Origin of the sequence: Agreia sp. Leaf244, from assembly GCF_001422695.1 — a bacterium.
Classification (GTDB): domain Bacteria; phylum Actinomycetota; class Actinomycetes; order Actinomycetales; family Microbacteriaceae; genus Agreia.
Genome location: NZ_LMLX01000003.1, coordinates 178,347 through 192,101, shown reverse-complemented (window position 1 = coordinate 192,101; position 13,755 = coordinate 178,347). Strand labels below are relative to the sequence as shown.

General features: G+C 68.9%; 12 protein-coding genes and 1 pseudogene. 9 read left to right on the top strand and 4 right to left on the bottom strand.

Going from position 1 to position 13,755, the window contains the following annotated elements:
• The first annotated feature begins 53 nt into the window (after window positions 1–53).
• The 4 genes and pseudogenes from ASF06_RS10905 (at window position 54) to ASF06_RS10890 (ending at window position 2,975) form a co-directional block, all read left to right on the top strand.
• Window positions 54–818 (top strand): ABC transporter permease, encoded by a 765-nt coding sequence (locus ASF06_RS10905; protein ID WP_055947239.1) that lies wholly within the window; start codon window positions 54–56, stop codon window positions 816–818.
• A pseudogene (locus ASF06_RS10900) lies at window positions 815–1,504 on the top strand (sulfate/molybdate ABC transporter ATP-binding protein); the annotation flags it as partial. The gene ASF06_RS10905 and the pseudogene ASF06_RS10900, both read left to right, overlap by 4 nt.
• Window positions 1,505–1,648: 144 nt before the next feature.
• Window positions 1,649–2,734, top strand: a complete 1,086-nt coding sequence (gene moaA, locus ASF06_RS10895; RefSeq protein WP_157439164.1) for a GTP 3',8-cyclase MoaA — start codon at window positions 1,649–1,651, stop codon at window positions 2,732–2,734.
• 1 nt (window position 2,735) lies between these two features.
• Complete coding sequence (locus tag ASF06_RS10890; RefSeq protein WP_055931458.1) at window positions 2,736–2,975, top strand: MoaD/ThiS family protein; 240 nt, start codon at window positions 2,736–2,738, stop codon at window positions 2,973–2,975.
• On the opposite strand, the gene ASF06_RS10885 is transcribed toward ASF06_RS10890, so the two are convergent.
• The 4 genes from ASF06_RS10885 to ASF06_RS10870 form a co-directional block, all read right to left on the bottom strand.
• Window positions 2,972–3,544, bottom strand: a complete 573-nt coding sequence (locus ASF06_RS10885; protein WP_055946837.1) for a DinB family protein — start codon at window positions 3,542–3,544, stop codon at window positions 2,972–2,974. The genes ASF06_RS10890 and ASF06_RS10885 overlap by 4 nt on opposite strands.
• 8 nt (window positions 3,545–3,552) lie before the next feature.
• Window positions 3,553–4,101 carry a hypothetical protein gene (locus ASF06_RS10880; RefSeq protein WP_157439163.1) on the bottom strand — a complete coding sequence of 183 codons (549 nt, stop codon included), beginning with the start codon at window positions 4,099–4,101 and terminating at the stop codon, window positions 3,553–3,555.
• Window positions 4,091–5,125: a hypothetical protein gene (locus ASF06_RS10875; protein ID WP_055946831.1), complete on the bottom strand. Its 1,035-nt coding sequence runs from the start codon at window positions 5,123–5,125 to the stop codon at window positions 4,091–4,093. The genes ASF06_RS10880 and ASF06_RS10875 overlap by 11 nt, the downstream gene beginning before the upstream one ends.
• Window positions 5,126–5,235: 110 nt before the next feature.
• Window positions 5,236–6,504, bottom strand: coding sequence for a ThiF family adenylyltransferase (locus tag ASF06_RS10870; protein ID WP_055946828.1), 1,269 nt, complete (start codon window positions 6,502–6,504; stop codon window positions 5,236–5,238).
• Window positions 6,505–6,590: 86 nt separating this feature from the next.
• Between ASF06_RS10870 and ASF06_RS10865 the strand changes: the two genes are divergently transcribed.
• The 5 genes from ASF06_RS10865 to lipA all read left to right on the top strand — a co-directional run bounded on the left by ASF06_RS10865 (window position 6,591) and on the right by lipA (window position 13,739).
• On the top strand, window positions 6,591–7,469 hold the full coding sequence (locus tag ASF06_RS10865; protein ID WP_055946825.1) for an endo alpha-1,4 polygalactosaminidase: 879 nt from the start codon (window positions 6,591–6,593) through the stop codon (window positions 7,467–7,469).
• Between the two features lie 79 nt (window positions 7,470–7,548).
• Window positions 7,549–11,106 carry a chromosome segregation protein SMC gene (smc, locus tag ASF06_RS10860; RefSeq protein ID WP_055946822.1) on the top strand — a complete coding sequence of 1,186 codons (3,558 nt, stop codon included), beginning with the start codon at window positions 7,549–7,551 and terminating at the stop codon, window positions 11,104–11,106.
• Window positions 11,103–12,068, top strand: coding sequence for a hypothetical protein (locus tag ASF06_RS10855; RefSeq protein WP_055946819.1), 966 nt, complete (start codon window positions 11,103–11,105; stop codon window positions 12,066–12,068). Before smc ends, ASF06_RS10855 begins: the two co-directional genes overlap by 4 nt.
• Before the next feature lie 13 nt (window positions 12,069–12,081).
• A complete protein-coding gene (lipB, locus tag ASF06_RS10850) occupies window positions 12,082–12,744 on the top strand; it encodes a lipoyl(octanoyl) transferase LipB (RefSeq protein ID WP_055946816.1) in 663 nt (220 codons plus the stop codon).
• Window positions 12,741–13,739, top strand: coding sequence for a lipoyl synthase (lipA, locus tag ASF06_RS10845; protein WP_055946812.1), 999 nt, complete (start codon window positions 12,741–12,743; stop codon window positions 13,737–13,739). Before lipB ends, lipA begins: the two co-directional genes overlap by 4 nt.
• Window positions 13,740–13,755 lie beyond the last annotated feature (16 nt).

The window sequence follows — 13,755 nt, the reverse complement described above, 5'->3', positions numbered from 1 at the left end:
CCCGGCAGCGCGAATCCCGGCAGCGCGCATCCCGGCGCGCGACCCTCGGCGGCATCCCCGCCTGGGTGGCGGCTGTCGCCGTCGTCGGCGCCCTGCTCATCGTCGTGCCGATCGTCAGCCTGACGACGCGCGTCGACTGGGCACACTTCGGCACCCTCATCACGAGCGAGTCGTCGCTCGCGGCCCTCGCCCTCAGCCTGCGCACCTCCGTCGCGAGCACTGCGCTCTGCGTCATCCTCGGCGTGCCCCTCGCCCTGGTGCTGGCGCGCACGAGCTTTCCCGGCAAGCGCATCCTGCGGGCCCTGATCCTGCTGCCCCTCGTTCTGCCCCCCGTGGTCGGAGGCATCGCGCTGCTGGCCGCCTTCGGTCGACGCGGTCTGCTCGGCGCGCCTCTCGAGGTGCTCGGAGTCACCATCGCGTTCTCCACCGTCGCAGTCGTGCTCGCGCAGACCTTCGTCGCCCTGCCGTTCCTCGTGCTCAGCCTCGAGGCCGCCTTGCGCACGGCCGGATCGCGGTACGAGGCCGTCGCATCCACCCTGGGCGCGTCGCCGAGCACCGTCTTCCGCCGGGTGACCCTGCCGCTCGTCCTCCCCGGCCTGGTCACCGGGGCGGTGCTCGCGTTCGCCCGTGCGCTCGGCGAATTCGGGGCGACGCTCACGTTCGCGGGCAGTCTCGAGGGGGTCACCCGCACCCTTCCGCTCGAGATCTACCTGCAACGCGAGACCGATCCCGAGGCTGCAGTGGCCCTCGCCCTCGTGCTGGTGGTGGTGGCCGTGATCGTGATGGTCGCCACGTACGGACGGAGGGAGATCCGATGAGCCTCGACGTTCGCGCGGTCGTCGAGCCCGGCCGGCTCGACGTTCGATTCACGCTCGGCGAGGGCGAGACCCTGGCCGTCCTCGGACCGAACGGCGCCGGCAAGTCGACCCTCCTCGATGTGCTGTCGGGCCTCGTGCGACCCGACGCCGGCCACGTGCGCCTCGATGGCACGACGCTCGTGTCGACGGGAGGCGACGAACGCGACAGCTGGGTGGCGCCTCATGCCCGCGGCGTCGCGCTCCTCGCGCAGGAGGCTCTTCTCTTCCCTCACCTCAGCGTGCGCGACAACGTCGCCTTCGGCCCCCGCAGCGCGGGCGCAGACCGGGCCGAGGCCCGACGCATCGCCGAGCGATGGCTTCGCCGGGTGGATGCCACGGGGCTGGCCGACCAGCGCCCGCGCCGGCTCTCGGGTGGCCAGGCCCAACGCGTCGCGGTGGCCAGGGCGCTCGCGACGGAGCCGCGGCTGCTGCTGCTCGACGAACCGTTCGGCGCCCTGGACGCGGGTGTCGCCCCTGCGATGCGCCGCCTGCTGGCCGAGGTTCTCGCCGAGCGCGCGGTCGTGATCGTGACCCACGACCCCCTTGACGCATTGGCGCTCGCCGACCGGGTGATCGTTCTCGACGAGGGGCGCATCGTCGAGGAGGGTCCGACCCGCGAGGTGCTCCTCAGCCCTCAGACCGAATTCACGCGACTTCTCACGTTCGGGCTCGGCGCGATCTGAGCGTCTCGTCTTCGACGAACGTCGCATTTTCGGCGAACCTCGCATCTCCGACGAACCTCGGGGGCCGCCGTACGGTTCGCATCGCTGCGAACGACGTAGGCTGAAGAAATGAGCATCACGCTCGGCATGCCGACGATACCGATCCGCCTGGGCCAGCCCCAGGCATCCGATCGCCCTGCCGTGCCGGGCCTGCTCGACCGCTTCGGCCGCACGGCCACCGATCTGCGCATCTCGCTGACCGACAAGTGCAATCTGCGCTGCACTTACTGCATGCCGGCCGAGGGCCTGCCGTTCCTCGCCGGCCCCAAGCTGCTGACCCGCGAGGAGATCGCGCGGCTGGCGCGCATCGCGGTGGAATACCTCGGCGTGCGGCAGATCCGCTTCACCGGCGGCGAGCCGCTGCTGCGCAAAGACCTCGTCGAGATCATCGAGGACTGCGCGGCTCTCGAGCCGCGACCCGAGATCTCGCTGACGACCAACGCGATCGGGCTCAAGAGTCGTGCCGCGGCGCTCGCCGCTGCGGGCCTCGATCGCGTCAACGTGTCGCTCGACTCCATCTGCGCCGAGACGTTCGCCACGATCACGCGGCGTCCGTTCCTCAACCGCGTGCTCGAGGGCATCGACGAGCTGCGCACCGTGGGGCTGGAGCGCACCAAGATCAACGCGGTGCTTATGCCGGGCATCAACGACGACCAGGGCGTCGAGCTGCTCGAGTGGGCGCTCGCGGGCGGACATCAGCTGCGCTTCATCGAGCAGATGCCCCTCGACGCCGACCACTCGTGGACGCGCGACGGCATGATCACGGCCGCGCAGATCCGCGAGAAGCTCGAGGTGCGCTACGTGCTCACGCCCGACGAGGCTCCCCGTGACGGCGCCCCGGCAGAGCTGTACCAGGTGCGCGAGAAGTCCGATCCGACCGGCGCGCTCCTCGGCATGGTCGGCATCATCGCCAGCGTCACCGAGAACTTCTGCGACGACTGCCGCCGCACGCGAGTCACCGCCGAGGGCGGCGTCCGCAGCTGCCTCTTCTCCGAGGGCGAGACCGATCTGCTCGGTTCTCTTCGCGGCGGGGCGACCGATTCTGCCATCGCCGATCTCTGGCGCGCGGCGATGTGGGCGAAGCCGTCCGGCCACGGCATCAACGCGGACGGGTTCGAGCAGCCGGCTCGTTCCATGAGCGCGATCGGCGGCTGACGTGCAGGTGCAGGTGAGGTACTTCGCCGCGGCCAAAGCCGCCACGGGCGTGGCCGAGGAGACCAGGGAGATCGGCGAGGCGCAGACGATCGGCGCCCTGCTCGACGAGCTCGGTGACGACCCGCGAGCGGTGTTCGCCCGCTGCTCGTTCATCCTCAACGAGGTCACCACGACCGACCGCGACATCGTTCTCCGCGACGGCGACCGCCTCGACGTGCTGCCCCCGTTCGCCGGAGGCTAGGCTCGGCGGGCCTCTGCGTCGACTCGGGCCCGGTACGCGGCCCACTCGTCGGGGGAGCGGCCCGGGATGTTCTGGTCGCCTGAGCGCAGGCCCACCTCGCCGTCGAGGGTCTCCCGCAGGATGTCCGCGTGTCCGGCGTGCCGGGCGGTCTCCGCGATCATGTGCACGAGGATCTGATGCAGCGTGACCTGGCGGCGATCCGGCTGCCACCAGGGAACCTCGCCGACGGCGTCGAGCCTCAGCGCCTCGATGGTGGCGTCGCTGTGCGCCGCGGAGTAGTGGTGGAACTCGACGATCTCGGCGCGCGACTCGGCGGCCGGAACCCACATGTCGGCATCCGGATCGGCGTCGTCGGCAAGCCAGGGCACAACGCGATCTGCGGGCCTGCCGAACGTCTCACCGAAGTAGCCCAGTTGCACGCTCGCCACGTGCTTGACGAGGCCGAGCAGGTTCGTGGCCGTCGGAGTCAGCGGCCGACGAGCGTCGTAGTCGCTGAGCCCCTCGACCTTCAGCAGCAGGCCGTCTCTGGCCCGCTGGAGGTACCCGTGCAGAACCGCCTTGTCGTCCATGAGAGACCCTATTGAAAGACGCTGCGGAGGATGAGGGTTTGGCCGTCAGTAGACAGGTGCACGGTGCTGCGGAACGCATCTTGCGAGAACGCGGCGTCGAGTTCGGGCGAGGCGAGGTACTGGCCGTCTGGCAGCTGCTCGTCCAGGGGTGACTCCACAACGGGTGCGGTCGTGGTGTCGACGGCCGTGTAGTCATCGAGGAGGGCCTGGTAGTCGGCTTCAGGAAGAGTGACGATCGCGTCTATCCAGTAGGTGGATGGCCCGGGTACCGAGTCGTCGCCCATGCGCCCGGACAGCCAGGTGGCAGACTCGGCGCTCTCCAGCAGGCCGAAGCGGGAGGTGAGCGGTGCGAGGTCGGTTCGCAGTTCGCCGGTGCCGCCGCGCTGCATGGGGGTGTCTGTCGTCATCGGGCTCTCCGGATTTCGTGAGGTGGAGTCATGGGGAATGATCGCGCACCCGCCGAGCATGAGGCCTGCAGCGGCCACCAGGGTTGCCGCGATGCGGATCGCGGCTGTGGCGGGCCTTCTCGAGGGGGTCTGTGCGGCGTCAGCGTTCACTGGGCTCCTCCGGTTCCGAGACCTGAGCCGAGGCGGGGTCTCCGATGGTCCAGGTGACTGTGCGGGTCACAGACCCGGAACTGTCGAACGGCTTCGCCCATCCGAGTTCCGTGAACCTGCCGTTCTCGTCATCGGGTTCGCCAGACGCGATGTCGTTCTGCCCGGAGTTGAAGTTGTAGTGATCCTCGGCGTGCACCGTCACCGTCATCGTCACCTGGTCACCCGCGACGGAGACGTCCGCGCTGCTCCACTGCTGGTAACCGCCGATCGTCTTCGCCCAGTTCTCCGTCTCGGGGTACGCCGACGACGCCGTCGGCTCACCGGTGAACTCGAACGTGTCGTGCCCCGCTGCGATCAGCTCTTCGGCCGCCGCCTGAGCCCTGGTGATCTCGCCGTCGACGTTGCTGGCGATCGAGGAGTCCTCCCGAACCGCTTCCTCGTAGTCGAAATCGAGCGGGTCGCCGTTGTTGTCCCAGTAGTGCCCGTACGCGTCCATCGCATCGTCGAGGTCGGGTTTCAGAACGCCGGCTCCTGCCAGCATGGCCTTCCACTTCGCGGCGGACGCGTAGTCTCCCGGCCCCGGACTGTCGGAGTCGTACTCGAAGTCCTCGTCCCACTCGATGTCGGGCCGTGAGGGCGGCCCCACGGTGTACTGGCCATCGGCTGTCGTCGACGGGGTGTCATCCGATGCCGAGGTCTTCGATCCCGGGCTGAACGACGCCGGCGTCGCGCTGTGGGGCGAGCCCGAATCCGATCCGCTTCCGCTCGTCGCATCCTGCTCGTCGGCGTTGCGTTGCACGGTCTCGTTCGCTGCGGCAAGAAGCACGCTCGCGCTCTGGAGGCCCGGCCCGAGCTTGCTGTGCCAGAGGGCCGTGAAGTCTGCGCCATCGGGGCCGACCCAGGCCGACTGTCCGACGGTCACCGACAGCGACGCGCGAATGTCGGCGAGCTGCTCGCCACCCTGTGCCAGGGTGCGTGCGAGGTGTCGAAGCTCGGCGACGTCAGCGCCAACGAATCCAGCCATTCCGACCCTGTCCCGTCTCCTCGGATTCCTGAGACTCTACGCACACCAGCGCAGAAGGTCGATGGGGACAACTCCCCACTCGGCGTTCCGACGTGAGTGTCGAACTCCGCTCAGTACCGCGCCTTGTCCGGCTCCACCTCGGTGACCCACGCGTCGACCCCGCCGCCGAGGTCGGAGATGTTCGACCAGCCGTTCTGCGCCATGTAGTCCCGGGCCTGTCCCGAGCGCCCGTCGTGGTGGCAGTAGAGGATCACGCGGTCGTCCTGCGGCATCTTCTCGCGCGCCTCGTCGCTGAGCAGCTGGCTCATCGGGATCAGCTCCGAGCCCTCGATGTGCACGATGTCGCGTTCCCACGGCTCGCGCACGTCGACCAGCACGAAGCTCTGCTCGCCACGCTCGCGGGCGTCGAGCAGGGCCTTCAGCTGGGCCGGCGTCATGCGCTCGGCGGTCGGTTCGGGCAGTGCGGTGGATGCGTCGGGCTGGGTCACGGGGGTGCCTTTCGGTTGGTCGGTCGCGGGGGATTCCGGGGGTGTCGGGGTGGTCTGCGGCGAGAGCTCCGAAGCAAACGTCGGGGCCGCCGCCCGCTCGCGCGGAGCCGCGCCGCGAGCGGCCGGGCCGAAGCGGATCTCGCGCCACGTGGCATCCAGGCCGTCGTGCACGAGCAGCCGGCCCAGCAGCAGTTCGCCGAAGCCGAGCAGCAGTTTGATGGTCTCGGTCGCCATGACCGACCCGATCGAGGCGCAGATCGAGCCGAGCACTCCGGCGGTGGCGCAGGTCTCGCCCTCGACGGCCGGGGGCTCCTCGGCAAACAGGTCGCGCACCGTGACGCCCGTGCCGAGGGAGGCCGGCGGCTCGGCCCAGAAGACCGTCGCCTGGCCGTCGAATCGCAGCACCGACCCCCACACATAGGGCTTGCCGAGCAGCTTGGCCGCGTCGTGGGCCAGGTAGCGGGTCTCGAAGTTGTCTGTGCCGTCGACGATCACGTCGTAGTCGGCGACCAGGGCGAGCACGTTCGCGCTCGTCACGCGAACGACCAGAGGAAGGACGTCGACCAGAGGGTTCAGCTCGGAGAGGGCCGACGCCGCTGCCTCGGCCTTGCGCCGCCCGACGTCGGCCGTGCCGAAGAGGGTCTGGCGTTGCAGGTTGGAGGGCTCGACCGTGTCGGAGTCGACGACGCCGACGGTTCCGACGCCCGCCGCCACGAGGGAGGTGAGGATGGGCGATCCGAGCCCGCCCGCGCCGAGCACGAGCACGCGCGACGCCTTGAGCCGGCGCTGGCCCTCCATGCCGATCTGCGGGAGCGTGAGCTGTCGGGCGTAGCGGCTGAGCTCGGCCGGCGTCAGCGCGGGGCCGGGCGAGACGAGCGGGGGATGAGCCATTCCGGCGGGAGTCCTATCGGATCGATGCCCCGGTGCGACCGGGAGCGAGCAGACGCTTCAAGCGTACGCCGCCTAGCATGAGCGATATGCAGGCAAGGATCTCGACGGCGTTGGCCGCAGGCGCAGCGACCGTCGCGATCGTCGGGCTGCTCGCGGCCTGCACAGCGGATGCCCTGGAAGACGAGCCGACGTCGCCGACGTCGAGCGACTCTTGGACGGTGACAGAAGATACCGTCACCCTGCCGCCCTTCGGCGAACCGGCCGACTACCAGCTCGGAGGCAGTTACGACGTCGACGCCGACGTGAAGATCGTCACTCGCGACAGCACGTCCGAGCCGGCCGAGGGCGTCTACTCCATCTGTTACGTCAACGGATTCCAGTCGCAGCCCGGCGACGACGAGCGCTGGGTCGTCGACAATCCCGACCTCGTGCTGAGAGACGACGGCGGTGCGGCGATCATCGACCCGAACTGGCCCGACGAGTTCATCCTCGACACGTCGACGCCCGAGAAGAGGCAGCGCATCTCGCGCATGATCGGGGCGTCCATCGAGGCGTGCGCCGACAGGGGGTTCGATGCGGTCGAGATAGACAACCTCGACACCTACTCGCGCAGCGAGGGCCGGTTGAGCATCGACGACAACCTCGCACTCGCAAAGCTCTTCGCCGACCGCGCCCACGGGCGTGCCATGGCGATCGGTCAGAAGAACTCCGCCGAACTCGCAGATCGCGGACGTAGCGCCGCGAATTTCGACTTCGTCGTCACCGAGGAGTGCTTCCGGTACGAGGAGTGCGGCGTGTATGCAGACGTCTACGGCACCGCGGTCATCGACATCGAGTACACCGACGACCTGCCCGTGCCGTTCGACGAGGTCTGCGCCTCCGACGACCGGCCGGCAACGACCATCCTGCGCGATCGCGACCTCGTCGCGAAGGGCGAGCCCGACTACGTGTTCGAGCATTGTTGACGAGCCTCGCCCGCGTAACGGCGCGGGTTCGGTACCGTAGAGCAACCAGCGGCAGCCAGAACGAAGCGGAGGGTCCCGGGTGTATCTCAAGAGCCTGACCCTCAAGGGCTTCAAGTCGTTCGCGCACCCCACCACCTTCGCCTTCGAGACGGGCGTGACCTGCGTCGTCGGTCCGAACGGATCGGGTAAGAGCAACGTGGTCGACGCCCTCGCGTGGGTCATGGGCGAGCAGGGTGCGAAGACCCTGCGCGGCGGCAAGATGGAGGACGTGATCTTCGCCGGCACGGCGACGAAGGGCCCGCTGGGCCGGGCCGAGGTCATCCTCACGATCGACAACAGCGACGGCGCCCTGCCGATCGACTACTCCGAGGTCACGATCAGCCGCACCCTGTTCCGCAACGGGGGAAGCGAATACGCGATCAACGGCGAGGGCTGCCGCCTGCTCGACGTGCAAGAACTCCTGAGCGACTCCGGGCTGGGCCGCGAGATGCACGTGATCGTGGGCCAGGGCCAGCTCGATGCCGTGCTGCACGCCACCCCCGAGGGGCGACGCGGCTTCATCGAGGAGGCGGCCGGAATCCTCAAGCACCGACGCCGCAAGGAGAAGACGCAGCGCAAGCTCGAGGCCATGCAGGCCAACCTCACGAGGCTCAGCGACCTCGCGGGCGAGATCAGGCGCCAGCTCAAGCCCCTGGGTCGCCAGGCGGAGATCGCGAAAGAGGCCCAGTCGATCGCCATGATCGTGCGGGATGCCCGGGCGCGGCTGCTCGCCGACGAGGTCGTGACCCTGCGCACCGCCCTCGCCGACCACGGGCGCTCCGAGAACGAGCGCCGCACCGAGCGCATCGTGCTGCAGGAGCGCCTGGAGCAGAATCAGCTGCGTGTCGCCCGCATCGAGGGTGCCCAGGTGGGTGACGCCGTCGACATCGCCCGGCGCACCAGCTTCCGCCTCGAATCGGTGCAGGAGCGCCTGCGCGGCCTGTACACCCTGGCCAACCAGCGGCTCGCGCTGCTGGGTTCGGATGCCGAGGGTGCGGCCGCTGGGCCCACGGTCACACCGCAGATGGTCGCCGACGCGGTCGACGAGATCGCTCGGCTCCGCGGCGAGGTCGCCGCGGCCGAACTTGCTCTGGTGGCGGCGCAGGCCGGTTCCGTGTCGGCGCGCTCGGCGCTCGACTCCGTCGACGAGGAGATCGCCGCGCAGAGCGCCCTCGTCTCCAAGCACGACCTCGAGATCTCGAAGCTCCAGGGGCAGGTCGACACCGCGAACTCCCGACTCGCCGCCGTGCGCGGCGAGGTGCTGCGCCAGACGAATGCCCTCGAGGCCGCGACAGCGCGTCGCGAGTCCGCGCAGGCCGAGTTCGCCCTGCTCGAAGCCGAGGCCGCCGTCTCGGGTACCTCGGAGACCGATCTCGACGAGGCCTACGAGTTCGCCCAGGCCCGACTCTTCGAGGCCGAGGCCGAGATCGAGACCCTGCGCGAGACCCTTCATGGACACGAGCGTGAACGCGACGCGCTCGCGGCCCGCACGAGTGCATTGACGCTGGCGCTCGATCAGAAAGACGGCACCAGCGACCTGATCGCCGCCAAGGTTCCGGGCGTGCTCGGCCTCGTGGCCGACAACGTCACGGTCGATCCGGGCTTCGAGGCCGCCATCGCGGCAGCCCTCGGAACGCTCGCCGACGCCGTTCTCGCCGAATCGCTCGACGCGGCGCGCACAGCGATCGACCTGGCCCATGGCGACGAGCTCGGCCGGGTCGAGATCGTCGTGGCCGACGCCGATGCGCACGAGTCTCCCATCGCATCCGATATCGCCGGCGCGACCGCCGCCGTCGACGTGATCGCGGCCCCGGCCGGTGTGCTGGGCCTGCTCGCCCGAACGCTGATCGTCGACGATCTCGCCACGGCCCGCGAGGTGTGGCCGTCGGTGGCGCATCAGGCGGGGGTCACTCTCATCACCCGGTCGGGCGACGTTCTCACCGAGTACGTGCTGCGCGGCGGCTCCGGGGCCAAGCGCAGCCGGATCGAGTTGAGGGCCGAGCGCGACACCGCATCGGTGAGCCTCGACGAGACGGTCTCGCTGATCGAGAGGGCGAAGTTCGCCCTCGCCGAGCAGCGGGGCATCGTGCAGGTCGCGAAGGAGCAGTCGGCGAACGCACTGGCGGCCCTTCGAGAGTTCGATTCGGCGCTCGCGGCTCAGACAGAGAAGCTGGCGCGGCTGAAGGCCCAGCTCGACGCCTCGACCGGAGAGTTCGATCGTCTCGGCACCGCCTTGGCGGCGTCGGAGGAGACGGTGGCCCAGGCCCAGCGCGCGGCGGCGACGGCGAAGGACGAGCTCGAGACCGCGCAGTCCCGACCTCGCCCGATGCTCGACGTGAGCCAGCGCGACACTCTGTACGCCGAGCTCGAGGGGGCCAGGGAGCGCGAGATCGAGGCGCGACTGCAGCTCGAGACCGCTCGCGAGCGGGTGCGCGCCGAGGAGGCGAGGCGGGTCGCGCTCGAGAAGCAGGTCGAGGCCGACAGGGCTGCTGCCGAAGAGGCGGCGAGGCGCGCGGTCATTCGGCGCCGCCAGATCGATGCGGCCACCGACGTCGTGCGGTCTCTGCCCGCCGTGCTCACCTCGGTCGACGCGTCTGTGGCCGAGGCTCGTCTCGAGCAGGCACGGGCGGAGGCCGAGAGAGCTGAGCAGAACCAGGAGCTGCTGGCCCTGCGCCGCGACGAGGCGGCCCTGCGTGAGCGGCTGCAGGCGATCACCGAGAACGTGCACGGGCTCGAGCTGCAGATCTACGAGAAGAAACTGCACCTGTCGAGCGTGCTCGAGCGGGTCGGCAGCGAGCTGGGGCTGGTCGAAGACGTGCTGGTCGCCGAATACGGGCCCGACCAGCTCATCCCCGATCCGGATGCTGCATCGCCTCAGCCTGTCGAAGATTCGTTCCCTGAGCCTGTCGAAGGGCAGCCCGCAGGCATCCCGTTCGACCGGGCCGCGCAGCAGGCCCGACTCGCGAAGGCCGAGCGCACGCTCGCCGAGCTGGGCCGGGTCAACCCGCTCGCGCTCGAGGAGTTCGACGCGCTCGAGCAGCGGCACAAGTTCCTCACCGAGCAGCTCACCGACCTCACGAAGACCCGTGCAGACCTGTTGACGATCATCGACGAGATCGACGTGAAGATGCAGGTGATCTTCGATGAGGCGTTCACCGACACGAAGGCCGCGTTCCACGAGGTGTTCCCGATCCTGTTCCCGGGCGGAACGGGCAGCATCAGCCTCACGGATCCCTCGAACCTGCTGACGACCGGCATCGAGGTCTCGGTCAAGCCGGCGGGCAAGAAGATCGAGCGGCTGTCGCTGCTGTCGGGTGGAGAACGATCGCTCGCCGCAGTGGCCCTGCTGATCGCGATCTTCAAGGCCCGGCCGAGCCCGTTCTACATCATGGACGAGGTCGAGGCGGCGCTCGACGACGCCAACCTGGGCCGGCTCCTCACGATCTTCGAAGACCTGCGTCAGACGAGTCAGCTCATCGTGATCACGCACCAGAAGCGCACCATGGAGATCGCCGATGCCCTCTACGGCGTCTCGATGCGGCAGGACGGCGTCTCGGCCGTGGTCGGCCAGCGAGTGGGCGAGAACCAGTCGGCATGACGCGCGTCGACCCCGTCGAGCCGGGCGCGGTACTGCTGCGTCAGACAGGCGTTCTCGTCGCCGTGACCGTGGTGTTCGCGTATCTCTCGCGGCTGCTCGACGGCAGCTTCATGGGCGACCTCGACTCGGGCACGTTCGTCGCCGTGGTGCTGCCCCTCGTCATCGTCGAGGTCATCGTTGCGATCGTGCCGATCACGGCGATCATCCGGTCGTGGAGGTGGGGCCGATGGCCGACCAGGGTGAACCCGGCCTGGCCGATTATCGGTGTGATCGTCGGCTGCGTGATGTTCGTGTTCGCCTACAGCCCCTTGATCTCGGAGATCGCGCCGGGCCCGCCCGGGTATCCGACCGACATCCGATCGCCGCTGCGCGCACTCGTGGTGCCCGGTTTTCTGCTCGCTGCGTTCTCGGCGATCAACATCACTCCGCACCGGTGGCGCATGCTCGACCTGAGCGCGGAGCGTCGGCGGCGTTTCGAGTCCGACCATGATGAGGCGCTTCACCCGTTGCTGCTGCAGGCGGGAGTCATGGTCGCTGCCCTCTTCCTGTATCTGTTCGTTCTCGAGTTGGCCACGGACGGGCAGCTTGGAGCGACGATCTGGATCACCTTCGCCCTCATCGCCGCCGCCGCCAGCGTGCTGACAGCGGGTCTGGGCTCCTTCATCGTCGGGCTGCCACTGCGCCTCGTGCCGTCGCTGCGCCGCTGGTGGCTCCGCCACGCGACGATCTTTCCTGTGGTCGCCGCATTCGGATTCATTGTCTTGGCGGTCTCCCTCCTTCCCGGGCTCTCGCGAGGGGAGATGGGGGAAGAGCCGTATGTGTGGTTGTGGCTGCCCGCGACCTCATTGCCCACAGTCGGATTCGCCCTGGTTGCTTTTGGCGCGCTGCACACGATTCCACCGGGCCAGCGTCACGGTGCCGTCGGGATCAGTCGCATTAATTGGACCGCGTCCATTAAATAGTTAGACTGCCGTAATGACTCAGCTTCTTCTGGCCGGCTTCGGTGACGATGCCGTGGAATATGCCGACGGATGGGCGCTCCAGCGCGGTGTGCACGAGGGCGTCGTCGCGGGCGATGCGACCGACACGGTGATCCTGCTCGAGCACCAGTCGGTCTACACCGCGGGGCGTCGAACGGATGCGTCGGAACGGCCCACCGACGGAACTCCCGTGATCGACGTCGATCGCGGAGGCAAGATCACATGGCACGGCCCGGGTCAGCTGGTGGGTTACCCCATCCTCCGGCTCGCCGAGCCGATCGATGTCGTGGGCTACGTGCGACGGCTCGAGGGGCTGCTCATCGACGTACTGACCGACCTCGGAGTCGACTGCGGCCGAGTGGAGGGGCGCTCCGGCGTGTGGGTGTCGAAGAACGGCGCCGATCTCAAGATCGCGGCCATCGGCATCCGAATCGCCCACGGTGTGACCATGCACGGATTCGCCCTCAACTGCAGCAACAGCCTCGAGCCGTACTCGCACATCGTGGCGTGCGGCATCCGCGACGCCGGTGTGACGACCGTGAGCGAGTGTCTCGATCGTGTCGTGACACCACAGGAGGTCGCGCCGCTCATCGCCGACCGGTTCACGGACCCGGCGGCGCTCGCAGGGTTCGCGTCGTCGGTGGGGGTCGCCGCGTGAGCGCCGTGCCCGGAGGACGCAAGCTGCTTCGCCTCGAGATTCGCAACGCCGAGACGCCCATCGAGAAGAAGCCTGAGTGGATCAAGACGAAGGCGCGCTTCGGCCCTGAGTATCGCGCTCTGCAAAGTCTCGTGAAAGACGAGGGGTTGCACACGGTCTGTCAGGAGGCCGGCTGCCCGAACATCTTCGAGTGCTGGGAGGACAGGGAGGCGACCTTCCTCATCGGGGGCTCGCAGTGCACGCGCCGGTGCGACTTCTGCCAGATCGACACCGGCAAGCCGGCCGACTACGACACCGACGAGCCGCGTCGGGTGGCCGAATCGGTCGAGAAGATGAACCTGCGCTACGCGACCGTCACCGGCGTGGCCCGCGACGACCTGCCCGACGAGGGTGCATGGCTGCACGCCGAGACGGTGCGCGAGATCCATCGGCGCAACCCGGGAACGGGCGTCGAGATCCTCGCCACCGACTTCTCGGGCAACAGCGAGCTGCTCGCAGAGGTCTTCTCGTCGAGGCCCGAGGTCTTCGCCCACAACGTCGAGACCGTTCCCCGCATCTTCAAGCGCATCCGCCCGGCCTTCCGATATGAGCGATCGCTCGACGTGCTCACGCAGGCCAGGGCCGCTGGCCTCATCACCAAGTCGAACCTCATCCTCGGCATGGGGGAGGAGCCGGCCGAAGTGAGCCAGGCGTTGCGCGACCTGCACGATGCCGGCACCGACATCATCACGCTCACGCAATACCTGCGACCGAGCCCGCGCCACCTGCCCGTGTCGCGCTGGGTCAAGCCGGAGGAGTTCGTGGCGTTCAAGCAGGAGGCCGAGGAGATCGGCTTCCTCGGGGTGCTCGCTGGCCCGCTGGTGCGCTCGAGCTACAGGGCTGGTCGCCTGTGGGCCCAGTCGATGGCGCGCAAGGGTTTCGAGCTGCCCGAACGGCTCGCTCACCTCGCTACCGAGGCCGAGCGCTCGGACGGCTTCGTGCAGGCTGTCGGCTAGGGGCGCGCCGGTAGTC